This is a genomic window from Bacterioplanes sanyensis, assembly GCF_002237535.1.
GTDB classification, from domain to species: Bacteria; Pseudomonadota; Gammaproteobacteria; order Pseudomonadales; family Oceanobacteraceae; genus Bacterioplanes; species Bacterioplanes sanyensis_A.
In genome coordinates, this window is sequence record NZ_CP022530.1 from 3,205,034 (window position 1) to 3,230,977 (window position 25,944).

Genomic DNA, 25,944 nt, shown 5'->3' on the forward strand with positions numbered 1-25,944 from the left:
TTCTGGCATAAAAACGGCGCCGATTATGGCGCCGCCGTATTGTCATGACAAGTGTTTGAGAATCGTTTACAACTGAGCGTTAATAGTCGGTGGCCTCGAGACCAAGAGCCTGTGCCACCGATTCCGTTCCGCGCGGCGCCACCACCGCACGACTGCCCACCTGCCCTTCGATGTAGATTTCAGCCACGCGCACCAGATCTGCCCAGGTTACAGACAAAACCTGTTCACGATAGTTCTGGCGAATCATTTGGCTGCGGCCAGTGCGATCCAGATGATAGCTTTGTTTCGCCTCACCAGCGGGCGAACCTGGCCGGTCCATAGAGCTGATGACGCCTAGGATCGCTTGTTCCACCAGGCTTTCATCCGGCGACTGTTGCTTCAGCCAACTGGCAGAGCGAGCAAAGTCGTCAAACGTTTGTTCACAACGTGGGTCGCGGTAGGAATAGAACTTAAAGCAGGCTTGTGCGCTGTCTTGCGTTGCCCCGCCGCCATAGGCACCGCCTTGCTCGCGAATGGCTGTGTGCAGCAGGTTGTTGCGCAGTACGCCTGCCAACACCGCCAGCGGCGCAGCATCCGGATGGGTCACTGACACCGTTGGCAATGCCCAAGCGCAATAATTGACCTGCGCATCGACCATCCAGTATCGGGCACTGTTGGCGCTAAACTCGACGGTTTGCGCGCCGTCCAACGATCCGCCAGGTTGCTGCCAATGGCCAGTCACAGCCGCCCAATGCGCCTGTGCCGCTTGAGCATCGTGAATCATGAGTACGTCATCTGGCTGCGCTGGCAGTGCTGCGCGCAAACTTTGCAGCGCTTCAGCGATGAAGCCGTCGTCGCCTTGCTTTAAGCGCTCGACACGTGCTTTGAGGCGTCGTGCTTGCGGCAATCCACTCAGCTCATCCCCGAGCTGTGACGCCTGATTTAACGGCGCGGACGCCAACGACATCGCCAGCGCATGACCGCTGCCGGTGATGCCGTGTTCCTTGCGCGCTTTGGTTTGTTTAAGCAAATCAGCCAAGCGCTGATGCTCATCCAAATGGGCCGAGTGCCATGTCTCCGCCATCATGTCGGCAAAGTCTTGGACCTTGGCCGTCAATGCTTTGCCCGTCAGCACGAGGTAGCTGCTCAGGCGATTGGCGTCATCTACCTGCCCTTTAAGCGTGGCGTAGGAGGTCAGGCTGCCCACGGTGGCCGTTTGACGATTCTGCTGGGTTAGATAATCGTGACCGGCGGCGCCGACTTCCGTCCAGGCATGCGTGAAAAACGGCAACCAGCTCAACTGCTCAAAATTCAGCGGCGGTATATCTGCAATCAATTGCTGGTACACCAACCCATTGGTTCCGGTTTGATATTCGGTTTGCTTTGGCCCACTGCTGACCACTTTAGTCGCGGCCACGTAAGGCACACTGGCCGGCACATCCGCCAGCCCAACAGCCGGCAAGATAGACTCGTCGTCTTGCTGTGCCTGGCGTTGCTTGAGTGCCTCGGCATTGTCTGCGATCTGCTGGCGCTGTTGTTGACTCAGTTCACTGCCAATGCATTGCAACTGCTGCTGTTCGCGTTCTGCCATTGCCTGATTCAGGTTCTGATCCGGCGCTAAGGTATAGCGCACACGGTGACGATTATTCAGCAACAGGCTGCGCACGCGTTGCTGAATAAAGTCCGGCTCAGCTATTTTCTGTTTCAATCGCTCCAGCGCCGGGTCAAGATTGATTAACTCGGTCGGGTCGCCGTAATGAATGGCCGCCGGCAGCGATGAGAAAATCAACTGCAAACCATACGGCATGTGATCGCCGCCAATTTCGCGCTGATGCAACTCCAGCTGATGCAACGCCGCTTCCACCACATCGGCGTCGACGCCCTCCTCCGCCACTTGCGTAAGCACATCCAACACCAGTTGTTCAAACGCCGCCGCGTGCTCAGGTTCGCTGCCTTCCAAGCCGCACAAGAAACTCATTTCGCGATTGGAATCCTCGAGGCCGCACAAGGGCGAGGGCGAAGTGCCCAGCTCGGTATTTTCCAACGCTTTGCGCAGTGGCGATGCGCTGTTGTCGAGCAGCACTTGGCTGAGCAAATTCGCTTCCAGCTGTGCATCTAAATCAATGGAGTCGCCCAGTAGCCAACCCATGACATGGTGGGTTTGAGCGCTAATGTCGTCGCCGTCGACGCCGTAATGGGATTGCACCGCTCGCGGCGCAACGTAACGCTTTTCGGCGTTTACCTGCCAACGCTTGTCTTGCTGCTCGAAGCGGCTCAGCGCCAAATCTTGCAAACGCTGATGCATGTCCGGTACGTCCAAATCGCCAAAGGTCATAAATACGGCATTGGATGGGTGGTAGTGGCTCTTGTAAAACGCCAACAGTTGCTCGTAACTCAAATCGGTGATGTCGCTGGGCTCACCACCACTGTTGTAATGGTACGTGGTGGTTGGGAACAGCTCGGCGCTGATGCCCTGCCACAGCTGCGAGACCGGCGATGACATGGCGCCTTTCATCTCGTTAAACACCACGCCTTTGTAGACCAAATCGGAATTGATATTGCCACTGTCAGCAAACTCCAGACGATGGCCTTCCTGCGCAAAATCGAGAGGGTCTAAGCGCGAAAAAAATACCGCGTCCATATACACGTCGAGCAGGTTGTAAAAATCTTTGTCGTTCTGCGAGGCAAATGGATAAGCCGTCCAGTCACTGCTGGTCATGGCGTTCATAAAGGTATTTAACGAGCGCCGCGTCATCATAAAAAAGGGATCGCGCACGGGATAACGTTCACTGCCGCACAACACAGTGTGCTCGAGGATATGCGCCACGCCGGTGGAATCCATCGGCATGGTGCGCAGCGCTACACAGAAGGCCTTTTCATCGTGTTCACAGCGCAAGTGAAAGTGCTGCGCACCGGTCTCGATATGGCGGTAGTGTTCGACGGTTAAATCCAATGAAGCAACGTGCGTCGAAGCCAGCGTTTCAAAAGCAGAGTGAGTAGACATGCAACCCCGGTTTATAGCTCAATAAAACCCTATGGTATCAACTGCCCTAAGCTGGCGCACCGGAGATTGCATGGAAAACTCACTTTGGCATGACGAGTTCCCTGTCAACAACGAATGTTTGTACCTCAACCATGCGGCGGTCGCCCCTTGGCCGGTGTGCGCTCAACAAGCCGTGAGTGAGTTTGCCAGTGAAAACGTCGCACTGGGGGCCAGCCTCTACCCGCAATGGCAACAGATCGAGAATTCGTTGCGGCGCAGATTGGAAGCACTCATTCAGGCGTCCAAAGGCAGCGTCGCGCTGGTGAAAAACACCTCCGAGGCGCTGTCGTTTGTTGCAAATGGCATCAACTGGCAAAGCGGTGATGTGGTGGTGATTACTGATCAGGAATTTCCGTCCAATCGCATCGTCTGGGAAGCACTGGCACAGAGCGGCGTGACCGTCGTCAGCGTCGCATTGCCTTGGGAGGACCCTGAAGTCGAACTGCTGCAGGCCATTGCGCAAAAACCGCGCTTGGTTTCTATCAGCGCCGTGCAATACGCCAGCGGCTTGGCCCTGGATGTTGCGCGTATTGGCCAAGCCTGCCGCCAGCATGGCGTACTGTTTTGTGTAGATGCTATTCAGGCCATTGGCACCATGCCCATTGCCGTAGACGATTGGCGATGTGATTTTGCCATGGCCGATGGCCATAAATGGATGCTCGGCCCTGAGGGCTTGGGGTTATTCTATATTCGACCAGAGATAATGGAGCAACTGCAGGTCAGTGAATATGGCTGGCATATGGTTAAAAATGCCGGTGACTATGATCAAAAACACTGGCAATTGGCGGACGATGCGCGTCGCTTTGAATGTGGCAGCCCAAACATGCTTGGCGCCGTGGCACTCAATGCCAGCGCAGGGCTGCTACTCGATATCGGCTTGGAGACTATTCGCGATGCTATTCATGAGCGTTGTTTCGCCCTCATCGAGTTGCTCCATGCAATAGATGCCCAATTACTTAACCCAGTTTTACAGCAACGTCCAACCGGCGTCGTTACGTTTCATTTATGGCAAACAGATTTGCATAAGCTGTATCGCACGTTGATGAAAAACGGCGTTATTTGCGCTTATCGCGGCGGCGGCATTCGCTTTTCACCGCACTTTCATACACCGTTTTCGGTATTGGAGGAGGCCTGCGAGGCTTTGATGGAATTAAGATAATCCAGCAACAACCAATACGACCAATTACGCCAAACAGTGCAAAAAGTGCTAGTGAAAGCAATCCCAGGTGACAGCTTTTAAACTCCATTGAAAACTCAATAACGGTAACAAGACCAAAGTCTGTTAGTCTTGCCGCGCTGCCCAAAGAGTGCAGCAGTGGAAGCCACTATTAAAAGGAAATCAGTGTGAAAAAACAGTTTTTAACCCTGGCAATTGCCGCTACGACCGCCATGAGCAGCCAAGCGGAACTCATCAAGTATGAAACCAGTGATATCAGAGTCAGTGATTCCATCAACATTACTAACTTGGAGCTTAACAAAGTTGAAGGCGCTACCGCCTGGTTTGAAACCAATGAGATTGCAGGCCCTCGAGAACCTCAATCACCAAGACTTAAGCGCTTGGTAATTGATATGGCCGGCGGCTTAGATAATTTGGTCATCAACGATTTCGACCAAATCAATGATGGCAGCTCTAACAGCTCCCTCTACGAAGCCAAAACAGCAGGCTGGATTTTCCGTGACTTATACGTGCTAGCAACTGAAGTCAACACTGAATCCATGCGTATCAATATCAGTGTAAAACCAAACAACAACTTACACACTCAGATTGCTGAGTTTAATATTGGCGGCTTACAGCGTACAGATCGCAACCCGGTCGTCGATATTGCGACAATAAAAGCTAACGACAAGCGACTTCAGCTGAAGCTTTTAGAGCGCAAGCAACTCGTACCCAACAGAAGCGAAAACAGGTATGTGCTGGAAGCGAACTGGTTTGGTTACGGCAAGAAAACCATTTACCTTAATAACATCAACAGCTATGACAACCACAAGGCTGTAGGTTTGGAGCTGATAGAGCTTGGACATAGCGAACTGGGCCAAGACTATGAAATCCGCGTAAGATTCGAAAACAGCCCGGAAACCAAGCAAATGGGCTACCTGCACACATTGTTAAAGGATTCTTTTAACGAACATGGCGGAATGATGCCTTAAATAAAAAACCCGGCAGAGCCGGGTTTTTTATTACATGGTATGCGTCATGCGGTCAGACTTGAGCGCCCCGGCCAAATAGGTTTCTATCTTGTCGCGGGCGATGGTGGTGTCTCCGGTAAACTGCACACCGATACCAGCCACTTTATTTCCTTGTGCGCCTTTCGGGGTAATCCACACCACCTTGCCAGCCACCGGGATTTTTTCCGGCTCTTCCATCAGCTTCAGCAACATAAACACTTCGTCGCCGAGCTGATACTGCTTATTGGTCGGGATAAATAAACCACCGTCTTTTATAAACGGCATGTACGCGGCGTACAACACCGACTTGTCTTTGATCGTCAGCGACAAAATACCGCTACGGCCACCTGCTCCCGGTATCATGCAGTCTCCCTTCGTTGTCCAGTCATGACCAGCTCGCGCCAGTCGAGCAACAGCGTTTCCACTGTCAGTTGCTTATTATAGTGTGCAGCGCCCGAAGCGAGCCGCCCCACCATGGTTTGTACCTTATTGTGCATGCCAAGCAAGCGCCCTCGGTCCAAACTGGGCGCTGACAAGGCAGCGATTTGTTCGACCAGGCCATCAAACACCAATTGTTCCGCCCGAGCCCCCAACTGCACTTTTAACGCATCAACCAACAGTTGCAGCCACCAGCGGCATACCAACTCAAAGTCTAGGCGCTTGCTCCAAGGCTCTGCCACCTCTGCCAGCGAAATCGATCCGTGCGTCCATTGCAGCAGCTGCTGTTGCCACTGTTGCAGCTGATCGTGCAGACCATCATTCACCCACTGCAGCGCCGCCAGCGGTGCACCTGGGTTAAAGCGGAGCGCCTGTTCGGCTACCGTCTCCGACAACCCTTGCTGGCATAGCCACTGCTGAGCCTGCTCAGCAGTGGGAGCCGCCAGCGCAATACGTTGACAGCGACTGCGAATGGTCGGCATGACAGAGCCGTAGCGCTCAGCCGACAATAGCAAATAACTCTCACCCGGAGGCTCTTCCAGCGTTTTCAACAAGGCATTCGCCGCGCTGACGTTCATCACTTCAGCGGGCTCTAGGCTAACCAATTGGCAACGCGAAATCTGTGGCGTTTGCGACAAAAATTGATTTACTTGGCGAATGGCATCGATACGAATTTGGTGGCTGTTGTCTTGCGGGCCGCAATGCAAATAATCAGGATGATTGCCGGCTTGCCACAACAAACAACTGTGACAGCGCTGACAAGCACCTTGCTCATCCGGAGTCAGGCACAACAACCATTGCGCTAGCCGCTCTATCAGTTGATGTTTGCCAATGCCAGCCAAGCCGGTAAACATCATTGCATGCGGCAACCCAGCGTGATGATGACGCTCCACCAGTCCTTGCCAGGCCTGCTCCTGCCAAGAAAAACTCACGCCAACTCCCCGAGCGGCGCTACGGCCGCAACAATGGCCGCTTGCACTTGCGGTAACGGTAGCGCAGCATCAATGGTGGTAATACGCGCATGCTCATCGGCCAGTTGCGCAAAACCTTGCTCTACGCGTTGGAAAAATGCATCTTGCTCCGCCTCGATGCGATCGGTCAGCTCGCCACGGCCCGCCACACGAGCACGGCCAACCGCCAACGGCGCTCGCAGCCACAGGGTCAGATCAGGCTCGAGGTCGTCTTGCACCAGCGATTTCAGCTGAGCAATATCAGAGAGAGGTAGCCCACGACCATACCCTTGATAGGCCCATGTTGAGTCGGTAAAGCGATCGCACAACACCCATTGCCCAGCGGCCAGCGCTGGGCGAATGAGTGCATCCAAGTGTTGCGCACGCGCCGCGAACATCAACAACAGCTCAGCCATATCACTCATGCGCTCACCGTGATGGGCTTTCAATAATCGATCGCGGATTAACTCGGCGATTTCTGTCCCGCCCGGCTCACGCGTAGTCATCACGTCGACGCCGCGCTGGCGCAGCCAGTCGGCCAAAAACTGGATATTGGTCGTTTTACCGACCCCTTCACCACCTTCAAAGGTGATAAAGCGCCCACGTTCAGCGCTCATGTTAGGGTTTCTCCTGCGTCACCGGACTGGAGCGATAATTTTCCTTCCGGCGAGTAATTTGATAATGGCGAACCGCTTTATTGTGCTGCTCTAACGTTTCGGAAAACACATGGGTACCATCGCCTTTGGCGACGAAATATAGCGCCTTGCCATCTTGTGGTTGCACCGCCGCCATCAGTGCCGCTCGCCCGGCCAAAGCAATGGGCGTAGGCGGCAACCCTTTGTGGCGATAGGTGTTGTAGGGGTTGGCTCCATCGCGCAGGTGGCGACGGCGTAAGTTGCCATCAAAGTCCTTGCCTAAGCCGTAAATCACCGTCGGGTCCGTTTGCAAACGCATATTTTGCTGCAGCCGGCGGACAAACACGCCGGCAATTTGCGCACGCTCCCACGGAGCTCCGGTTTCCTTTTCCACCACTGAGGCCAACACCAAGGCGTCATAAGGTTTCGCCAATGGCAAATCTTTATGTCGTTGCTCCCAGGCTTGCTCCAACTCCGCTTGTAAGCGTTGATGGGCTTGTCTTAGTAAGCGACTGACACGCTCACCGCTGGGGTATACGTAGGTATCCGGGTACAACAAACCTTCGGCACTGCCTTGAATGCCCAATACCATCGCTACCTGAGCCGGCGTCAATGGCGTTACGTCCTGCTGCAGTTTGGGCGCGCTGGACAATGCCAACAGCGCCTCTTCCAAACGAGTGCCTTCAATTAACGTCACGCGATAGGTCACTGGCGCCGCGGTTTCCAACAAGCCCAGTAATTGGGCGCCGGTAACCCCGGCAGGAATGTCAAACTCCCCCACCCGCAAAATACGTTCTTTGTCCAGCAATCGGGCCTGAATGCGCAGTAGCGTCGCGGAGGGCAACCAGCCATCTTGCTGCCACTGGCGGCTCTTTGCAGCCAGGGTATCACCGTGCTGTATATCAACTCGTACGCTTTCGTGATTGGTGCTCGGCACGTACCAAGCGGCCAGCGCTAAGCCGACCACCAACACCAGCAGCACAGCCGCGATGCGCATCAGTGGAGAGCGGCGAGTCTGAGTTGGTTTAGATGTTTCAGGACGGGACACAGGCGGCTCGACAATGAAATTAGCGGTTGAGGATAGCGGATTTTAACGCCGACAAAACAGCTGTTGCCACTGCAACTGCCATTCTGTGACTTGCGCCTGACGGCCAGACGGCAAATCCAGCTGATCGACCCGCGACACCAACTGCGGGCCGCGCAAGGCATTGCAGATCAGCAAGGTATCGACATCCGTCAGTTGATCGACATGAAGGTCGGACACCCGCGCACCACTTCGCTCCAGTAGCCAGCGCCGAGCAATTCCCTTAACGCCACACTGCGCCAAACTCGGCGTTTGCCAACCACCATCGATCCAGGCAAAGACATTGCCCGCAGAGCTTTCGACGATGCACTTGCTCTGATCCAGCAACAAACAATCATCCCAGCAAGCGTCCACCCGACCTCTCGCCAGCACCTGCTCCAACCGATTCATGTGCTTGATACCCGCCAGCAATGGCTGCGAAGCTAGGCGCACATCACTAACCGTGACGACGAGAGGCGCAGCCGACCAGGCAGGTGCAGCAAAATATTGCAGCAATACCAGTGGTACCAAGCTGTCGTCGTAGCCGTAACCACGCCCACCGCTGCCGCGCGACACCGACAGTTTCAGCCCGGATTGAGGTGTTGCATCAATCGCTGCAATGACCGAGTCATTGCCACCAACGAAGTGCTGCATAGCCACGTCAACATGCGCCAAGGTATCGATGGGAAAATCCAATGCCAGCAAGCCGTCGCGCAAACGTTGACGATGCCACGGCCACAGCGGTACGGCGCCAGAGTCGTCGCAGCGCATGGTTTCAAACAAACCATCGCCAAACTGCGCCGCACGATGAATATCAGGCGCAGCAACCGGCTGACCGGCACAGTACCACTGCAACAGGCTCACTGCGGCTTAGCCCTCAAACCGCTTTAACAGCAAGCTGCCGTTGGTGCCGCCAAAACCAAAGGAGTTAGAAATGGCTGCGCGGATCGGCATTGAACGTGCGGTGTGCGGCACATAGTCCAAGTCACAACCATCATCGGCGTGGTCCAGATTGATGGTCGGCGGAGCGATTTGATCGACAATGGCCAGGGTGGTTAACAGGGCTTCCAGTGCCCCAGCTGCACCCAATAAATGACCTGTCATCGACTTAGTGGACGACACCGCTATGTGCTTGGCATGATCACCGAACACCGCCTTAATGGCTTGAGTTTCGGCAATGTCACCGACTTGGGTCGAGGTGCCGTGGGCGTTGATGTAGTCAATGCCTGTTGCCGTCAAACCAGCATCATTTAACGCGTGCTGCATGGCATCGCGAGCGCCCGCGCCGTCATCCGGTGGACTGGTGATATGATGCGCATCATCACTCATGCCCAAGCCTGCCACTTCGGCGTAAATGCGTGCACCTCGTGCTTGCGCATGCTCCAACGACTCCAACACCAGTACTGCAGCACCGTCACCCAATACAAAACCATCGCGGTCTTTATCCCAGGGACGGCTGGCTTTTTCTGGCTCGTCGTTGCGTGTACTCATGGCACGAGCGGCAGCAAACCCGGCTACCCCGAGTGGTGAGGAGCCTTTTTCAGTGCCCCCAGCCACCATCACATCGGCGTCGCCGTAGGCGATGGTGCGCGCTGCGTAGCCAATATTATGAGTGCCTGTGGTGCAAGCAGTGGTAATGGCGAAGTTAGGGCCACGAAAACCGTGGCGAATGGCGATATTGCCCGATGCCATATTGATCACAGAGCCGGGGATTAAAAACGGCGACACCCGGCGGGCGCCACTTTTGGCCAACTGCTCGTGGTTTTGCTCAATGGTCGTCAGGCCACCAATGCCCGACCCCACTGCCACACCAACGCGGTCTTTATTGAGTTGGTCGTCAAAGCCGGCATCGGCGACTGCTTGCTCAGCCGCTACCAAACCATACTGTAAAAACAAATCCACTTTGCGCGCTTCTTTTGGTGTCATCACCGAGCTGACGTCGAAGTCTTTAACCATGCCACCGATGCGCGTGGCATAGCCTTCCGTGTCAAAGTGATCGATCAAGCCAATGCCACTTTTACCCTGACAAACTGCCTGCCAAGTCGCCGCGGTAGTTAGCCCCAACGGGTTTACCGTTCCCAAGCCGGTTATCACAACACGTCGTTTACTCATAACACCCATTCACGCTGAATTCACACCTGCCCATCGTGACAACAACATAAATGATGGGCACAAAAAAAGCCGCGTCCGAGGAGGCGGCTTTCGAACACTGCAAATCTTACAGATTGGCAATGATGTAGTCGATGGCTTCCTGAACCGTGGTCAGCTTCTCAGCGTCCTCATCAGGAATCTCAGTCTCAAATTCTTCCTCCAGAGCCATAACCAGCTCCACGGTGTCCAGTGAGTCAGCACCCAAATCATCAACAAATGAAGAGGCAGGTTTTACATCCTCTTCTTTAACACCCAGCTGCTCACAAACAATCTTTTTAACGCGTTCTTCAATGTTACTCATGGTTAGTTCCTACCGTTTCAGTTTTTCCTGAGGGTCAGCAATGACCTCACCCCATATTCATGCCGCCATTCACATGAATGGTCTGACCTGTTACGTACTGTGCGCCATCACCGGCCAGAAACGCGACGGCAGCGGCGATATCCTCTACCTGACCGAAGCGCTTCATCGGAATCGACGCTAGGATGGCCTCTTTTTGCCCGTCAGGCAAGACATCCGTCATATCGGTTTGAATAAATCCTGGCGCCACGCAGTTGACACGAATGTTGCGACTGGCCACTTCCTGCGCCAACGAGCGGGTAAAGCCTTCCAAGCCAGCCTTAGCCGCTGCGTAATTGGTTTGCCCAGCATTACCTGTGGTGCCAATAATTGAGCTGATGTTAATGATCGAGCCATGTTTTTGCTTGATCATGGCCTTGGACAGTGCTTTGCAAACACGGAAAACACCGTTCAAGTTGGTGTTAATAACCGTCTGCCAGTCGTCCTCGGTCAAACGCAGGAACAAATTATCCCGTGTGACACCGGCGTTATTAACCACCACCGCCGGTGTGCCAATGTCGGCCAACAATTGCTTCAATGCTGCGTCCGTTTGCTCCGCGTCGGCAATGTTCAACACCAGGGCATCGTTGTCGGCGGAATACGCTTGCAACGTCTCGCGTATCGCGCTGGCACCGGCATCGCTGGTCGCCGTGCCGATCACGCGGTAGCCCTGCTGCGCCAGCATTGCCGCAATGGCAGCACCAATCCCCCGTGAAGCCCCAGTCACCAGAGCCAGTTTTGCATCCGTCATACGGTCTCCTTTAGCGCCTCTAGCGCGCCTGCAAACAGCGCCTCGTCAGCGGTATTTTTGGTGATCAAGCTTTTATCAATGCGTTTATTTAACCCAGCAAGCACCTTGCCTGGGCCAAATTCGATGGCCAGCTCGGCGCTACTGCGACACGCCTGAACCGCGCCAGTCCAGTTCACCGGGCTGTATAATTGGGCCAGCAACTTAGCGGCTATTTCATTCGCTGGCGCTGGTGCATTATCCACATTGTGATAAACATCAAACTTTGGCGCACGCCACTCTACAGCGTTGAGCTCGGCTTCGAACTCGCCGGCAGCCGCCTTCATTAAGCTCGAATGGAACGGGCCACTCACTGATAGCGGCAATGCACGCTTGGCACCCAGCTCTTTAGCGGCCGTCACTGCCGCAGCAATTCCAGCGGACTCGCCGGCAATCACAATCTGCCCCGGCGCGTTAAAATTCGCAGGCTCTACTAAGCCCTGCTCTCGCACTTGCTGGCACAGGGTATCGATCTGCTCTTCTGACAACCCCAGCACAGCAGCCATGCCACCTTCTCCGGCAGGCACGGCCGCGTCCATCAGCTCACCGCGGCGCTTCACCAAACGCACTGCAGTGGCAAAATCGACGGCGCCGGCCGCGACCAAAGCGCTGTATTCGCCCAACGAGTGACCCGCCGCCGCAACGACATTCAATTCGCCAGTTTGCTGCTGCAGCAAACGCCACAGCGCAATGCTGGCCGTCAATAGCGCCGGCTGGGTGTTGTAGGTCAGGTTCAAGGTTTCCGCAGGCCCGGCTTGCGCCAACGCCCACAAATCCAAATCAATGGCTTGAGAGGCTTCGTCGAAGGTCTCTTTGATTACTGCATGCTGCTCCGCCAACTCCGCCAGCATGCCCACATGCTGCGCGCCTTGGCCTGGAAAAAAAGCAATAAAATCCGTCATTAAACAACCTTAATTTGTTGCGAATGGCTGAAGTCTCAGATCAGCCATGTGCCCTCAGACACGACGGGGCACATACTATGGACAGGGATTGTTACAGTAAATGGGAAGGATTGCACAATATTGTTGAATTTAACTCACTGACAAGACGCCAGCGATCGTGCATAGGCAGCCTGGCCGCCTTGTTGCAGCTGAGCGTGAACAAAGCACAGGGCATTATTCAGCGACCGCCAGTCCGAATTACCGTGGCTTTTTACCACCATGCCTTGCACCCCTAGCAACAGCGCTCCGGCGTAACGACTGGCATTAAAACGACGCAATAATCGCGCAATAATTGGTCTGAGCAAGGGATAAAAACTCCGCCCCCAAAAATGACGCTGAAATTCACGCTGAATTTGTTCAGATAACCAGGAAGACAATCCCTCACTGGTTTTTAACGCCACGTTGCCGACAAAACCGTCGCACACCACCACATCCAGCTCACCGGTATAGATATCGGTACCTTCACAAAAGCCGACAAACTGCTCCGGCCAGCGCTCACGCAATCGCTCGGCCGCGTCTTTTATCGTGCTGGTGCCTTTGCAAGACTCCTGACCAATATTTAATAGCGCCATGCGCCGCGCGGCATTGCCTTGCATCATTTGCCATGCCAAACCGAGGGCAGCAAATTGCTCTAATTGCTGCGCACTGGAATCCAGATTGGCGCCTAGATCCAACATCAACACCGGACGCTGTCTGGTCGGTAAGCAAGCGGCTAACGCCGGGCGGTCAAAATCGGCATACATTCCTAAGCGCTGACGCGCCAGCGCCATTAATGCACCGGTATTACCGACGGATAAAACCGCATCGGCTTCGCCATCGGCGTGCAGTTGCAGCGCCATTGCCATGGTGGAGGATATTTTGTGACGCAGCGCCTGGGCCGGCGAGTCAGACATGGAAATAACAGAGTCAGCCAACACAAAACGAACACGACCCGAATAATCGGCCAGCTGCTCTTGCGCTTGCTGTTGATGATCAGCCGTCATGACTAACAATAACTGGCTGTCTTTGGATTCGTTGGCGAGCCACTTTCGGCAGGCCTTAAACGCAACGCGGGGACCTAAGTCCCCGCCCATGACATCTACCGCAATGGTAAACATATCAGTCGTTGCCAGTCTCCACGACTTTTTTGCCACGGTAAAAACCGTCGAGCGTTACGTGGTGACGACGATGCGTTTCACCAGTCGTTGGATCGGTAGTCAGGGCAACGGCACCGCTGTCCAGAGCATCGTGAGAACGACGCATACCGCGCTTTGAACGAGTCACTTTGTTTTTTTGAACCGCCATGGTTGGCTCCTAGATATATCAGTCGCTAGTTCTTTTTTAGCTGAGCCAGAACACTGAACGGATTTTCACGCTCGACTTCTGGTTCGGCATTCGTGTCTGGCTCGGGCTGCTTTAATTGGCACTCATCCTGCGGATGAAGTGGGAACGGTGGCAGACTCAACAATACTTCGTCTTCTAGCACCTGCCAAAGATCGAAGTAACCGTCTTCGTCTACGATCACCGGCTCCAACCGACGCGGCAATTGCTTTGCACGCTCGTCGTCAAACACCAGCCCCAGCTCAAATTCGCTTTCCACCTCAAGTGACACGGAGCCCAGACAGCGCTGACACTGCATGGTCACTTGAGTTTTGCATTGGCCTTTCAGAACGCGGTGATTTTCAGCATCTCTGAAAAACTCGATATGACAATCCACTGGCTGCTCACAGCGTTCTACCGCTGCCAACAGGCGACCCAGCTTTTGACTGTCGATTTGCGCGCTAAATTGTTGATTACTATCGACTAATTTAGCCGCATCAACCCGCTTCGGAAGTTGAGCCTCTGCCATAGTGCGCGATATCATAGGTATGCAACTGCTCTCTGTCAAAATTATTTAACGCAAGGTCAATGAAGGGTTGGCCAGCACGGTCGCAAAGCCACTACCAATACTGGCACCAAAGCGGCGAACCAACTCTTCCCACGGGTGTGGCTGATGAGTGAAGTTTACCAACTCTTCGGTGCCGAGTTTATCACGCGCCACTTGGCTGCTCGATGCCAAACCATCAATCAAGCCCAACTCCAGCGCCTGCTCACCCGACCAAACCAAACCACTGAACAAATCAGGGTCCGATGCCAAGCGATCACCACGCCCCGCTTTCACCTGATTAATAAATTGCTGGTGCGTCACATTCAGTACACTGCCCCAGAACTCACGCTCTTCCGGATTCTCTGGCGAGAATGGGTCCAAAAAGCCTTTGTGCTCGCCGGCGGTGTACAAACGGCGCTCCACACCCAACTTTTCCATCGCATCGACGAAACCAAAACCGGAGCCGACTACGCCAATCGAGCCCACCAAGCTGGCCTTATCAGCATAAATCTCGTCTGCTGCCGCTGCGATGTAATAGGCCCCAGACGCACCAATATCCATAATCACGGCATACACAGGGAAATCCGGGCGCGTTTCTTTTAAGCGCTTGATCTCATCGTAGACATAGCCGCTTTGCACTGGACTGCCACCTGGGCTGTTGATGCGCAAAATGACACCCAACGCAGCTTCGTCTTTAAACGCACTGCGCAACGAGCCGACAATCAGATCGGCACTGGCATCCTGGTCTGCAGCGATGGGGCCATTCACCTCGATTACCGCTGCGTAGGAATCACCGCCGCCGACCGTGGCCGCCTCCTCCACCGGCATGCGCACAATCCAAAGAATCGCAATCAAGTACAAAAAAGTCAGACTTTTAAAGAAGATGCCCCAGCGCCGCGCTTTGCGCTGCTCGCCCTGCATGTCCATCAACACCTTTTCAATCAGACGCCATTCTTTGCTGTCGTCTGCTGGGCGGGATGAGCTACTTCTGTTCATATCATCCATTGTTTTCTATCCAGTTGTTTAATTCATTCAGGTTGTGACACACCGCCACCGGGCCATGACGGCGCAATATCGCCTCATCATGCGCGCCATGGGTCATGGCCAGCGAGGCGACGCCGGCAGCACTGGCCATCTCCAAATCATAGGTGGTATCGCCCACCATCAAGGCACGATCCGCAGACACAGACAACTCCTGCAGTAACTCGTTCAACATGCAAGGGTCGGGCTTGGATACGGTTTCATCGGCGCAGCGGGTGGCAGCAAAATAGCGCCCAACATCCAGCCCGTGCAACATGCGATCAAGACCACGACGGCTTTTTCCAGTAGCCACCGCCAAATTGCGTCCACTGGCGCGCAAACGGTCCAGCAGCGCATGAGCACCGGGGAAAAAATCCATCGACACTGAGCTGTCTGATACAAAATAACGCGCATAGACTTCCGTCATTGCCGCTTGCTGCTCAGCCCCCATGCCAGGCCACAGAGTTTCCAACGCTTCTGGTAAACCCAGGCCAATAATATTCTGCACCGCAAAGTCAGACACAGTGGCCAATCCCTGCGCCGCCGCCGCGCGCTGCATGCTATCAACAATGCGCCCGGTTGAATCGACCAAAGTGCCGTCCCAGTCAAACACCACCAACTCGTACTTCACAACCACTCCTCAAGTTGTTGTCGCCAACCGTCACCGCCAGACAAGCGCCCCAGATATGCACCCAACTCCGCATCCGGCCAGGCTTGCAAGTCCAGCCATTCACCACTGAGCGGGTGTCGAAATACCAAGCGCCAAGCGTGCAAACACAAGCGCGCGACCTTGTGTTTTTCGTCTACCGACTGCTCGGCTACATCGCGGTACTTCACATCTCCAGCGATGGTGCACGACTGTGTCAAACAATGCACCCGAATCTGATGGGTGCGCCCTGTAACAGGCTCCGCCTGTACCAGGCTGTAGTGGCCGCCAGAAGAAATAAACCGATAACGAGTCAGAGCCGACTTGCCTTCATCGCTAACCCGCACCACCCGCTCGCCTGACTGACGCTCGGTGCGCAGCAGTGGCAGATCCACCGATTTCACTTGTGGCCACTGGCCGTGCACCAGCGCCAAGTAAAACTTACCAATGCCTTGTTTGTCTGCCAGCATGCGCTGCAGCACGGTCAGTGCCTTGCGCTTCTTGGCCACCAGCACTAGGCCGGAGGTGTCACGATCCAGCCGATGCACCAACTCCAAAAACTGATGCTGCGGGCGCATTTTGCGCAGCGCCTCGATCATGCCCAGACTAACGCCACTGCCGCCGTGAACCGCCAAGCCCGATGGCTTGTTCACCACCAGCAAGGCTTCGTCTTCGTAAACAATGGCGCCGTCCAACTTATCGCGCAGCACGGTCGATACCGGCGGTGTTTCACCACGTTGCGGCAGGCGCAGCGGCGGGATACGCAGCTGGTCGCCGTCCTGCAGACGCGTATCGGCTTTCGCACGCTTCTTGTTAACGCGCACCTCGCCCTTGCGAATTATTCTATAAATCAGTGTCTTAGGGACACCTTTTAAAGTAGAGAGCAAAAAATTATCCAGGCGCTGCCCAGCATTTGCCTCAGTGATGCTCAGCCAGGAAACCTGACTGGTGTCTAACTCTGGTGGCACCATGCAATGTCCGATAAGTGCGGTGTTTGCCGCCAGTCAGCAATGTTGCTATAGTCCGGCGACGGTTTGACGCGCCCGTACATCCGATAGATCAGATGCGCTCAAGCCCGCCGAAAAGCGGCATAGTATAAGGAAGATGCAGACAAGAAGACACTCTTCCGCACGAACAACCAAGTTCAGGCGTTGCTTGCAACGCTGAGTGAGATAAACCAAGCAGCAACGCGCGCTGGCATCTCGCATTATCAAATTATGGACAGTGTCGGTGCCCAACCAAGTGGAGCACCACTGCGATTAGGACCGAAACGCCCAACTGGCTTCGGTAAGCAAAGCACCCATAAACATTTTGGTAGTGGCCGCAACGTCGGCATTGCCAGGCGCCGAGTTGCTCACATGAGCAATACAAACGGCATGAAAAGAATGCTAATCAATGCGACTCAAACTGAAGAGTTGCGCGTCGCCCTGGTGGATGGGCAAAAACTGTACGACCTCGACATCGAAACCGGTGCGCGGGAGCAGAAAAAGTCCAACATCTACAAGGGCAAAATCACCCGAATAGAACCCAGCCTAGAAGCCGCTTTTGTTGACTTCGGCGCCGAGCGTCACGGCTTTTTGCCGCTCAAAGAAGTCGCCCGCGAATACTTCATCAAAGACCCAGGCCCTGGCCGCATCAACATCAAAGAGGTGTTGAAAGAAGGGCAAGAAGTCATTGTCCAGGTCGATAAAGAAGAACGCGGCAACAAAGGCGCAGCCCTGACCACACAAGTCAGCCTGGCTGGTCGTTACTTAGTGTTGATGCCAAACAACGCCCGTGCCGGTGGCATTTCACGTCGTATTGAAGGCGATGAACGCACCGAGCTGCGCGAAGCGATGAAAGGCGTCAGCGTCCCAGATCGCATGGGCGTGATCGTGCGCACCGCCGGCATTGGTCGCAGCTCTGAAGAACTACAGCGCGACCTCGACTATCTTGTGCAGCTGTGGGATGCGATCAAAACCGCGTCCGATGAAAACGCCGCACCTACCCTGCTGCTGCAAGAAAGCAACGTTATTCTGCGCGCTATTCGCGACTACCTGCGCCAGGACGTCGGCGAAGTATTGATCGATACCGAAGAGGCGTACCAAGAAGCCTTGGATTTCGTCAGTCGTGTCATGCCGCAGTTCCAGAACAAGTTCAAGCGCTACGAAGACAGCGTCCCTCTGTTCAATCGCTACCAAATTGAAAGCCAAATAGAGAGCGCCTTCCAACGCGAAGTGAAGCTGCCATCCGGCGGCTCCATCGTTATTGATCCGACGGAGGCACTGGTGTCGATCGACATCAACTCCGCGCGCGCCACCAAAGGCTCGGACATTGAAGAAACCGCGCTGAATACCAACTTGGAAGCCGCGGATGAAGTCGCCCGCCAATTGCGTCTGCGCGACATGGGTGGCCTGGTGGTCATCGACTTTATTGACATGATGTCGAACAAGAATCAGCGCGAAGTCGAAAACCGCCTCAAGGGCGCTCTGGAGCTGGATCGCGCACGCGTACAAGTTGGCCGCATCTCTCGCTTTGGCTTGATCGAAATGTCGCGCCAGCGCTTACGCCCGTCATTGGAAGAAACCAGCGGCCACGTGTGCCCACGTTGTAATGGCACCGGTGTGATTCGCGGCATTCAGTCCGTTGGTCTGTCTATTTTGCGCCTCATCGAAGAAGAAGCCGCCAAAGAAAACACCGGCCAAGTGCGCGCCGTGGTACCAAACCCGGTCGCTAGCTTCTTGCTGAATGAAAAACGTGCCTTGATTGGTGAAATTGAGCAGCGTCACGACACTCGCGTGATGATCCTGCCCAACCCACACATGGACACACCGCACTTCGAAGTACAGCGCCTGCGCCCAGACGACACCTTGATTGATGAAATCAGCTACGAGCAGAAGCTGGAAGGCGGCGAGCCAGAGTACGGTATTGATTTGGCCGACGGCGACAACATTAAGCCACAGCGTGCTGCCGTCAAAGCGGTAGCACCAGCGCCAGCGCAAGCACCCGTGGCTGAAGCGGAAGAAAAGCCAGGCTTCTTTAAACGCCTGAGCTCTGCACTCAGCACCTTGTTTGAAAGCAGCGAAGAAGACAGCACGCCAGCGACCAAACAGCCCAGCAGCAAGCCAAACAAAGGCCAGCGCCAGGGCAGCAAAGGCAATAACAACCGTCGCAATGGCAACAACGCCAATAAAGAGCGTCGCAACGACAATCGTTCAGAGCGCAGCCGCCAGGACAACGCCAAGTCGGCGCGCCCGAATAAGAGCGATGATAAGTCTGAGCGCCAGAGTGACAAGCCTGCGCGTAACAGCAAGCGCGACAACCAACGTGACAGTCAGCGCGACAACAGCGCTCGCGGCAATCAACGCGACACCGCACGTGACAATCAGAGCGATGAAAAGCGCGTGGATCATCGCAGCAACAAAGCAGCCAGCGACAAGTCCAGTGGCGACAACAAAGCGCCGCGCCGCGACCGTAGCCAAGGCAATAGCACGCGCAAGCGCCCTAACAAGCCTGACTTCAGTGACGAGCCGGATACCGTTGTCATTGGCCAACAAGGCAAAACTGAAAGCACTGAAGCCGTTGCGACTCCAGACAACAGCGCAGCCGGCACAGAAGCAGAAAGCACAGAGCGTCGTCCACGTCGTTCACGTCGTCGCAATCGCAGCGAAAAACCGCGTGATACAGCAGAAAGCCAAGCGAATGCTAACAATAGCGACGCTACTGCAAGCGACAACACCGCTGACAGCACAGCAAAGAATGATGCTGTAAAACCAGCAGAAGCGGCGCCATCCGCTGACAACCAAGCTGTCGAAGAAAAAGCACCTGCTCAAGCAGCTGAGGCGAAATCTTCTGACACTCAATCAGCCGACAAAGAGCCAGCCGCAACGTCAGAATCAGCTACGACAGAAACTGACGAGTCAGCTGGCAGCAAAGGTCGCCGCCGTACACGTCGCTCGCGCAGCAAAGCAGATTCGCGCAACAAAGAATCAGCAGGTGCAGTCGAGGCTAGCAATACATCAGACACGGTCGCCACTGACGAAGCGTCAGACAACAATAAGGTAGCTGCCAAAACAGAAACCCAGCCGTCTCAAACCGAAGTCCCTGAAGCCAAAGCACAGGCCAAGGCTGACAAAGGCGAAGCGGCGGCAGACACCGGAGCCACGAGCGACAGCAAAGCGGAAGAAAAACCGCGCCGCCCACGTCGTTCGCAACGCAAGGCTGCACCTAAATCAGAGCCAACCGCCGAAGCGACTGGTGGCGACAATGCTGGCCACAAGGCAGAGGCAAAAACTGCAGCACCGGTGGTGGCTGAATCTGCACCTGAGGCTGCAACAGGCAAGAGCAACGATGATGCGCCAAAGTCTGACGACAACAGCGACGTGACTGCTGACACTGTCGACAATGGCAAAGTCAGCCGCCCACGCCGCAGCCGTCGCCGTGCCGCAGGTCGCGCACCCAACGATCCTCGCAACCAGCTTGAAGCCAGTGCAGCGCAAGGTGGCGACGCTAGTGTAACGGCCGAAGCGCATTCAGTTGAAAAAACGCCTTTAGCTGAGGAAGCACCTGCAGCAGAGAAGCCTTCTGTAGTTGAAAAGCCCGAAGCAGCGAAGCCAGCCACTGCTGAAGATGCTGCTTCTAATGCTGAAAACTCGGACGCTGGTAGCAACCAGGCCGAGACTCACGCGGAAACACCGGCTACAGACACAGCCAAGGTGGACGCCGAGCCAGCCAAAGCCCAACCACAGGCTGAAAGCGATACCGAGCATAGCCGTTAAGGCACTCGGCACTGCAATAAAAAAAACCGGCGCTAAGCGCCGGTTTTTTTATGTCTTCGTTTTGCGACAGAATTAGATTGCGACAGCGGCAAAGCTAACGCTATTAAAGCTGCGCCGGTGGCACCCTTACCCAGCCTTCCATTAATACCCGCGCACTGCGGCTCATAATGGCTTTGCTGGCACTCCATTGGCCGTCTTTTTCGATAGCTTCTGCACCGACCTTGAGCGTGCCCGACGGATGACCAAAATTCACCTCACGCCGCTCACCGCCGCCAGCCGCTTCATTCACCAAGGTACCTGGCACTGCGGCAGCAGTAGCAATGGCCACGGACGCCGTGCCCATCATGGCGTGGTGCAATTTGCCCATCGACAGCGCCCGTACGCGCAAGTCGATATCGCCAGCGCCAATTTGCTTGCCACTGGAAGCAACATAAGCCTCAGGCGGCGCGACAAAGGCGATTTTCGGCGTATGCTGACGCGCAGCCGCTTCACTGACATCGCTAATTAAACCCATTTTAACGGCCGCATAAGCGCGAATGGTTTCAAAGCGCTGCAGTGCCGCTTCATCGTTATTGATATCATCCTGCAGCTCAGAGCCGCCGTAGCCAATATCACTGGCCCGCACAAAAGCAGTAGGAATACCGGCGTTAATCAAGGTGACATCAAAAGTACCCACACCCGGCACCTCCAGGCGATCGATCAGGTTGCCGGTCGGAAACATAGCGCCCTCGCCATCGGCTGGATCGAGAAACTCAATCACCACCTCTGCCGCCGGGAAGGTCACGCCATCGAGCTCAAAATCACCACATTCCTGCACTTGACCGTCTTTTATCGGCACCTGGGCGATAATGGTTTTTTCTATGTTCTTCTGCCAGATGCGCACCGTGCAAATACCGTTTTCAGGTATGCGCTCGGCGTCTACTAGCCCCTGGCTAATGGCAAAGGCTCCAACGGCGCCGGTTAAATTGCCACAGTTGCCCGACCAATCAACAAAGGGCTTGTCGATGGCCACCTGGCCAAATAGATAATCGACGTCGTGGTCTGCTTGGGCACTTTTATCCAACAATACGGTTTTGCTGGTACTGGACGTCGCACCACCCATACCATCGGTATGCTTGCCATAAGGGTCCGGACTGCCAATGACACGCAGCAGCAACTTGTCTCGATACTCACCTACCTGCTGAGCTTTAGATGGTAAGTCTTTGATATTAAAGAAAACGCCCTTGCTGGTACCACCACGCATGTAGGTAGCGGGGATGCGAATTTGAGGGCTATCGGAAGAAAGGGACATAATGCCATCTCGCGTAAAATCAAACGCTGGGCAGCATTGCCACCCAGAACGAAAAATGGGTGAGCGGGCTCACCCAAGGAAAACAGGGCAGCCTGAGCCGCCCTGTTGTTTAAGCCATAGAGCTACTGCTGCAGAAACTCTTTGGCAAAGCGCTGCAACACACCACCGGCTTGATAGGTGGTGACCTCTTCGCCAGTATCCAAGCGACAGATCACCGGCACTTGCTGCTCACGACCATCAGCATAGTGAATCACCAAGGTCAGCTCGCCGCCGGGCTGATGCTCACCCAGAACATCAAAGGTTTCCGTGCCATCCAAGCCCAACGTGATGCGCGTGGTACCTGGCTTAAACTGCAGTGGCAATACACCCATACCAATCAGGTTGGTGCGATGGATGCGCTCAAAGCCTTCCGCCACGATCACTTCAACGCCCGCCAAGCGCACACCCTTGGCCGCCCAATCACGTGATGAGCCCTGACCATAATCGGCGCCGGCAACAATGATCAGCGGCTGTTTGCGCTGCATATAGGTTTCGATGGCTTCCCACATGCGCACCACCTTGCCTTCTGGCTCAATGCGCGCCAGCGAGCCCTGTACGACCTTGCCTTGTTCGTCGCACACCATTTCATTCATCAACTTGGGGTTGGCAAGCGTGGCACGCTGAGCCGTCAAATGATCACCACGGTGGGTGGCGTAGGAGTTAAAGTCCTCCTCCGGCAGCCCCATCTTGGCCAAATACTCGCCAGCCGCACTGTCGGCCAGAATGGCATTCGACGGCGACAAATGATCGGTGGTGATGTTATCCGGCAGCAAGGCCAGCGGGCGCATGCCTTTTAGCGTGCGCTCTGCTGCCAAGGCGCCTTCCCAATACGGCGGGCGACGAATATAGGTACTCATTTCACGCCAGTCGTACAGCGGGCTCGGGGCTTTTTCGATATCACCGAGGTCAAACATCGGGATATACACATCGCGGAACTGCTGCGGCTTAACGTGCTCGCTAACGATGGCATCGATCTCTTCATCCGACGGCCAAATATCCGCCAAGCGAATCTCTTTGCCATCCACCACTGCCAATACGTCTTGCTCAATGTCAAAGCGCACCGTGCCAGCCAAAGCGTAAGCCAGGACCAAAGGCGGCGATGCCAAAAACGCCTGCTTGGCATACGGATGAATGCGGCCATCAAAGTTGCGATTGCCCGACAACACCGCAGTGGAGTACAGGTCACGATCGACGATTTCCTGCTGAATTTCTGGGTCTAATGCGCCTGACATGCCGTTACAGGTGGTGCACGCAAACGCCACAATGCCAAAGCCGAGCTTTTCCAGCTCTGGTAATAAGCCTGCTTCTTCCAGGTAAGTGCGCGCCACCTTAGAGCCCGGTGCAAAGGAGGATTTCACCCAAGGCTTGCGCACTAGCCCAAGCTCATTGGCTTTTTTCGCCAACAAGCCTGCGGCCACCACATTGCGCGGGTTGGAGGTGTTGGTACAAGAGGTAATGGCGGCAATAATCACCGCGCCATCCGGCATCAAGCCTTGAGCTTCTTGCTCGCGTGCTTGCTCTAAGTTGCCAGCAATGCCTTTGGCCGCCAGATCTTTAGTAGCGACGCGGGCGTGCGGATTTGATGGACCAGCAATGGTGCGCCCAACGCTCGACAAATCAAAGCTCAATACCCGCTCATACTGAGCATCAACAAGAGCATCGGCCCATAAGCCTGTGTGCTTGGCGTACTGCTCCACAAGCGCCACTTGCTCCGGCTCACGGCCTGTTAGATTGAGGTAGTCGATGGTTTGCTCATCGATGTAGAACATGGCCGCTGTGGCACCGTATTCCGGGGTCATATTGGAAATGGTGGCACGATCGCCGATGGTTAAGCTGCGTGCACCGTCACCAAAGAACTCCAAATAGGCGCCTACTACTCGCTCTTTGCGCAAAAACTCGGTTAATGCCAAGACGATATCGGTGGCGGTAATGCCAGGCTGGCGTTTACCGGTCAGTTCAACACCGACAATGTCGGGCAAGCGCATCATCGACGGATGGCCCAGCATCACGGTTTCCGCTTCCAGGCCACCGACACCCACGGAAATCACGCCCAACGCATCAACATGCGGCGTGTGCGAATCGGTGCCGACACAGGTGTCAGGGAAAGCAACACCGTCGCGCACCTGCACCACAGGCGACATTTTCTCCAGATTAATCTGGTGCATGATGCCGTTACCCGCTGGAATCACATCGACGTTATCAAACGCGGTTTTGGTCCAATCGATAAAATGAAAACGGTCTTCATTGCGACGTTCTTCAATGGCACGGTTCTTATCGAAAGCGTCTGGGTCAAAGCCACCGCATTCCACCGCCAGTGAGTGGTCCACAATCAATTGTGTTGGCACCACTGGGTTAACTTTGGCTGGGTCACCGCCCTTGTCAGCGATGGCGTCACGCAAACCGGCTAAGTCGACCAGCGCCGTTTGCCCCAAAATATCGTGGCATACCACTCGAGCCGGATACCAAGGAAAATCCAGCTCACGCTTGCGCTCAATCAACTGGCGCAATGAATCAGTTAGCGCCTCGGGCTCACAGCGACGCACCAACTGCTCGGCCAAAATGCGCGAGGTGTATGGCAAACCGTCGTAGGCACCCGGCTTAATGGCCTCGACGGCCGCCCGGGTATCAAAAAATTCGACGTCACTGCCAGGCAGTGACTTGCGGTATTCAGTATTCATAATCAGGCTCATCAAGCAGCACCGGCCCTAGCCGGTGCTTTTAGAATTATCGGTCGGCTATGGCGGTCACTGGACGCAACTCTTCGCCGGTGTATTCCGCACTGGGGCGAATGATGCGGTTATCAGCACGCTGCTCCATCACATGCCCAGCCCAGCCCGTCAGACGGCTGCAGACAAAAATCGGGGTAAACAACTTGGTCGGAATGCCCATGTAGTTGTAAGCCGAGGCGTGGAAAAAATCGGCATTGCAGAACAATTTTTTCTCGCGCCACATGACGGCTTCACAGCGCTCAGAAATGTCGTACAGCGAGGTGTTGCCGTTTTCCTGGGCCAGCTTTTCAGACCAGAGTTTAATAATGGCGTTGCGCGGGTCAGATTCGCTGTAAACCGCGTGACCAAAGCCCATGATTTTTTCTTTGCGTTCCAGCATGCCCAGCAATTTTTGCTCAGCATCGTCCGGATTTTCCATGCCTTCAATCAGCTCCATTGCCGCTTCATTAGCACCGCCATGCAGCGGGCCACGCAGCGAACCAATGGCGCCGGTCACACAGGAGTGCATGTCACTTAAAGTGGATGCACACACACGAGCGGTAAAGGTAGAGGCATTAAATTCGTGCTCGGCGTACAAAATCAAAGATGCATGCATTACCTGAGTATGCAGCTCGGACGGTTTTTCACCGTGCAAGGTCCACAAGAATTGCTCAGCGATGGAATCGGCGTCAGTGTCAACGTCGATGCGCTTATCCTTGTGGCTGAAGTTGTACCAGTAATTAATCATGCCTGGGAACAGCGCCAGCATACGATCCGTCGCTTCTTGCTGCTGCTCAAAGCTGTCTTCGGTTTCTAAGTTACCCAACATAGAGCAGCCGGTGCGCATCACATCCATTGGGTGCGCCGATGCTGGAATACGCTCCAGCACTTCTTTTAACGGCTGCGGCAGTGTGCGCAACGATTTCAACTTGGCTTTGTAGTCGTCGAGCTGCGCCTGAGTGGGCAGCTCGCCTTTTAAAATCAAATAGGCGACTTCTTCAAACTGGCACTTATCTGCCAGCTCTTTAACATCGTAACCGCGATAGGTCAGACCAGAGCCCGACACACCCACCGTCGACAATGCGGTTTTGCCTGCCACTTGGCCACGCAGGCCAGCGCCACTGAGTTGTTTAGCCACAAGAATTCT

22 protein-coding genes are annotated in these 25,944 nt (G+C 54.9%); 3 read left to right on the top strand and 19 right to left on the bottom strand.

Annotated elements, in window-relative coordinates:
- Nucleotides 1–79: 79 nt before the first annotated feature.
- On the bottom strand, nucleotides 80–2,983 hold the full coding sequence (locus CHH28_RS14830) for an insulinase family protein (protein WP_094061043.1): 2,904 nt from the start codon (nucleotides 2,981–2,983) through the stop codon (nucleotides 80–82).
- 70 nt (nucleotides 2,984–3,053) lie between these two features.
- On the opposite strand from CHH28_RS14830, the gene CHH28_RS14835 reads away from it, so the two are divergent.
- Both CHH28_RS14835 and CHH28_RS14840 read left to right on the top strand, forming a co-directional pair.
- A complete protein-coding gene (locus CHH28_RS14835) occupies nucleotides 3,054–4,181 on the top strand; it encodes an aminotransferase class V-fold PLP-dependent enzyme (protein WP_094061044.1) in 1,128 nt (375 codons plus the stop codon).
- A gap of 185 nt (nucleotides 4,182–4,366) precedes the next feature.
- Nucleotides 4,367–5,170, top strand: a complete 804-nt coding sequence (locus CHH28_RS14840; RefSeq protein WP_094061045.1) for a hypothetical protein — start codon at nucleotides 4,367–4,369, stop codon at nucleotides 5,168–5,170.
- Nucleotides 5,171–5,200: 30 nt separating this feature from the next.
- Here the strand turns inward: CHH28_RS14840 and CHH28_RS14845 are convergent, their stop codons facing one another.
- From CHH28_RS14845 to CHH28_RS14915, 15 genes are all read right to left on the bottom strand, one after another.
- Nucleotides 5,201–5,551, bottom strand: coding sequence for a PilZ domain-containing protein (locus CHH28_RS14845; protein WP_094061046.1), 351 nt, complete (start codon nucleotides 5,549–5,551; stop codon nucleotides 5,201–5,203).
- Complete coding sequence (gene holB / locus CHH28_RS14850) at nucleotides 5,548–6,558, bottom strand: DNA polymerase III subunit delta' (RefSeq protein ID WP_094061047.1); 1,011 nt, start codon at nucleotides 6,556–6,558, stop codon at nucleotides 5,548–5,550. The genes CHH28_RS14845 and holB overlap by 4 nt, the downstream gene beginning before the upstream one ends.
- Nucleotides 6,555–7,193, bottom strand: a complete 639-nt coding sequence (gene tmk, locus CHH28_RS14855; RefSeq protein ID WP_094061048.1) for a dTMP kinase — start codon at nucleotides 7,191–7,193, stop codon at nucleotides 6,555–6,557. Before tmk ends, holB begins: the two co-directional genes overlap by 4 nt.
- Before the next feature lies 1 nt (nucleotide 7,194).
- Nucleotides 7,195–8,208 carry an endolytic transglycosylase MltG gene (gene mltG, locus CHH28_RS14860; RefSeq protein WP_094061049.1) on the bottom strand — a complete coding sequence of 338 codons (1,014 nt, stop codon included), beginning with the start codon at nucleotides 8,206–8,208 and terminating at the stop codon, nucleotides 7,195–7,197.
- 93 nt (nucleotides 8,209–8,301) lie between these two features.
- Nucleotides 8,302–9,138: an aminodeoxychorismate lyase gene (gene pabC, locus CHH28_RS14865; RefSeq protein ID WP_094061050.1), complete on the bottom strand. Its 837-nt coding sequence runs from the start codon at nucleotides 9,136–9,138 to the stop codon at nucleotides 8,302–8,304.
- A 6-nt stretch (nucleotides 9,139–9,144) separates the two neighbouring features.
- The gene (gene fabF, locus CHH28_RS14870) at nucleotides 9,145–10,386 is read right to left on the bottom strand and encodes a beta-ketoacyl-ACP synthase II (RefSeq protein ID WP_094062098.1); all 1,242 of its coding nucleotides are present in this window, start codon (nucleotides 10,384–10,386) and stop codon (nucleotides 9,145–9,147) included.
- 106 nt (nucleotides 10,387–10,492) lie between these two features.
- Entirely contained in the window at nucleotides 10,493–10,726 is a 234-nt protein-coding gene (acpP, locus tag CHH28_RS14875) for an acyl carrier protein (protein ID WP_094061051.1), read from the bottom strand.
- A 46-nt stretch (nucleotides 10,727–10,772) separates the two neighbouring features.
- A complete protein-coding gene (gene fabG, locus CHH28_RS14880) occupies nucleotides 10,773–11,513 on the bottom strand; it encodes a 3-oxoacyl-ACP reductase FabG (protein WP_094061052.1) in 741 nt (246 codons plus the stop codon).
- Nucleotides 11,510–12,451 carry an ACP S-malonyltransferase gene (gene fabD, locus CHH28_RS14885; RefSeq protein WP_094061053.1) on the bottom strand — a complete coding sequence of 314 codons (942 nt, stop codon included), beginning with the start codon at nucleotides 12,449–12,451 and terminating at the stop codon, nucleotides 11,510–11,512. The genes fabG and fabD overlap by 4 nt, the downstream gene beginning before the upstream one ends.
- 134 nt (nucleotides 12,452–12,585) lie before the next feature.
- Complete coding sequence (gene plsX, locus CHH28_RS14890) at nucleotides 12,586–13,587, bottom strand: phosphate acyltransferase PlsX (RefSeq protein ID WP_094061054.1); 1,002 nt, start codon at nucleotides 13,585–13,587, stop codon at nucleotides 12,586–12,588.
- Nucleotide 13,588: 1 nt separating this feature from the next.
- Nucleotides 13,589–13,774, bottom strand: coding sequence for a 50S ribosomal protein L32 (gene rpmF, locus CHH28_RS14895; RefSeq protein ID WP_094061055.1), 186 nt, complete (start codon nucleotides 13,772–13,774; stop codon nucleotides 13,589–13,591).
- A 25-nt stretch (nucleotides 13,775–13,799) separates the two neighbouring features.
- Nucleotides 13,800–14,333 (bottom strand): YceD family protein, encoded by a 534-nt coding sequence (locus CHH28_RS14900; protein WP_094061056.1) that lies wholly within the window; start codon nucleotides 14,331–14,333, stop codon nucleotides 13,800–13,802.
- A 30-nt stretch (nucleotides 14,334–14,363) separates the two neighbouring features.
- On the bottom strand, nucleotides 14,364–15,341 hold the full coding sequence (locus CHH28_RS14905) for a S49 family peptidase (protein ID WP_094061057.1): 978 nt from the start codon (nucleotides 15,339–15,341) through the stop codon (nucleotides 14,364–14,366).
- Nucleotides 15,334–15,987: an HAD family hydrolase gene (locus CHH28_RS14910; protein ID WP_199243920.1), complete on the bottom strand. Its 654-nt coding sequence runs from the start codon at nucleotides 15,985–15,987 to the stop codon at nucleotides 15,334–15,336. Before CHH28_RS14910 ends, CHH28_RS14905 begins: the two co-directional genes overlap by 8 nt.
- Complete coding sequence (locus tag CHH28_RS14915) at nucleotides 15,984–16,973, bottom strand: RluA family pseudouridine synthase (RefSeq protein ID WP_094061058.1); 990 nt, start codon at nucleotides 16,971–16,973, stop codon at nucleotides 15,984–15,986. Before CHH28_RS14915 ends, CHH28_RS14910 begins: the two co-directional genes overlap by 4 nt.
- A 405-nt stretch (nucleotides 16,974–17,378) precedes the next feature.
- Here CHH28_RS14915 and CHH28_RS14920 point away from each other — a divergent pair, with 405 nt between their 5' ends.
- Complete coding sequence (locus tag CHH28_RS14920; protein ID WP_094062100.1) at nucleotides 17,379–20,759, top strand: Rne/Rng family ribonuclease; 3,381 nt, start codon at nucleotides 17,379–17,381, stop codon at nucleotides 20,757–20,759.
- A 103-nt stretch (nucleotides 20,760–20,862) separates the two neighbouring features.
- Here the strand turns inward: CHH28_RS14920 and prpF are convergent, their stop codons facing one another.
- From prpF to prpC, 3 genes are all read right to left on the bottom strand, one after another.
- A complete protein-coding gene (gene prpF, locus CHH28_RS14925; RefSeq protein WP_094061059.1) occupies nucleotides 20,863–22,050 on the bottom strand; it encodes a 2-methylaconitate cis-trans isomerase PrpF in 1,188 nt (395 codons plus the stop codon).
- 122 nt (nucleotides 22,051–22,172) lie between these two features.
- Complete coding sequence (gene acnD, locus CHH28_RS14930; RefSeq protein WP_094062101.1) at nucleotides 22,173–24,767, bottom strand: Fe/S-dependent 2-methylisocitrate dehydratase AcnD; 2,595 nt, start codon at nucleotides 24,765–24,767, stop codon at nucleotides 22,173–22,175.
- A 46-nt stretch (nucleotides 24,768–24,813) separates the two neighbouring features.
- Nucleotides 24,814–25,941, bottom strand: a complete 1,128-nt coding sequence (gene prpC / locus CHH28_RS14935; protein WP_199244109.1) for a bifunctional 2-methylcitrate synthase/citrate synthase — start codon at nucleotides 25,939–25,941, stop codon at nucleotides 24,814–24,816.
- Nucleotides 25,942–25,944: the final 3 nt, after the last annotated feature.

What these genes read in the sequence shown, in the direction of transcription:
- CHH28_RS14830 (WP_094061043.1), bottom strand. Translation starts at nt 2,983, where the DNA reads ATGTCTACTCACTCTGCTTTTGAAACGCTGGCTTCGACGCACGTTGCT.
- CHH28_RS14835 (WP_094061044.1), top strand. Translation starts at nt 3,054, where the DNA reads ATGGAAAACTCACTTTGGCATGACGAGTTCCCTGTCAACAACGAATGT.
- CHH28_RS14845 (WP_094061046.1), bottom strand. Translation starts at nt 5,551, where the DNA reads ATGATACCGGGAGCAGGTGGCCGTAGCGGTATTTTGTCGCTGACGATC.
- tmk (WP_094061048.1), bottom strand. Translation starts at nt 7,193, where the DNA reads ATGAGCGCTGAACGTGGGCGCTTTATCACCTTTGAAGGTGGTGAAGGG.
- mltG (WP_094061049.1), bottom strand. Translation starts at nt 8,208, where the DNA reads ATGCGCATCGCGGCTGTGCTGCTGGTGTTGGTGGTCGGCTTAGCGCTG.
- fabF (WP_094062098.1), bottom strand. Translation starts at nt 10,386, where the DNA reads ATGAGTAAACGACGTGTTGTGATAACCGGCTTGGGAACGGTAAACCCG.
- acpP (WP_094061051.1), bottom strand. Translation starts at nt 10,726, where the DNA reads ATGAGTAACATTGAAGAACGCGTTAAAAAGATTGTTTGTGAGCAGCTG.
- fabG (WP_094061052.1), bottom strand. Translation starts at nt 11,513, where the DNA reads ATGACGGATGCAAAACTGGCTCTGGTGACTGGGGCTTCACGGGGGATT.
- fabD (WP_094061053.1), bottom strand. Translation starts at nt 12,451, where the DNA reads ATGACGGATTTTATTGCTTTTTTTCCAGGCCAAGGCGCGCAGCATGTG.
- plsX (WP_094061054.1), bottom strand. Translation starts at nt 13,587, where the DNA reads ATGTTTACCATTGCGGTAGATGTCATGGGCGGGGACTTAGGTCCCCGC.
- rpmF (WP_094061055.1), bottom strand. Translation starts at nt 13,774, where the DNA reads ATGGCGGTTCAAAAAAACAAAGTGACTCGTTCAAAGCGCGGTATGCGT.
- CHH28_RS14900 (WP_094061056.1), bottom strand. Translation starts at nt 14,333, where the DNA reads ATGATATCGCGCACTATGGCAGAGGCTCAACTTCCGAAGCGGGTTGAT.
- CHH28_RS14905 (WP_094061057.1), bottom strand. Translation starts at nt 15,341, where the DNA reads ATGGATGATATGAACAGAAGTAGCTCATCCCGCCCAGCAGACGACAGC.
- CHH28_RS14915 (WP_094061058.1), bottom strand. Translation starts at nt 16,973, where the DNA reads ATGGTGCCACCAGAGTTAGACACCAGTCAGGTTTCCTGGCTGAGCATC.
- CHH28_RS14920 (WP_094062100.1), top strand. Translation starts at nt 17,379, where the DNA reads ATGAAAAGAATGCTAATCAATGCGACTCAAACTGAAGAGTTGCGCGTC.
- prpF (WP_094061059.1), bottom strand. Translation starts at nt 22,050, where the DNA reads ATGTCCCTTTCTTCCGATAGCCCTCAAATTCGCATCCCCGCTACCTAC.
- acnD (WP_094062101.1), bottom strand. Translation starts at nt 24,767, where the DNA reads ATGAATACTGAATACCGCAAGTCACTGCCTGGCAGTGACGTCGAATTT.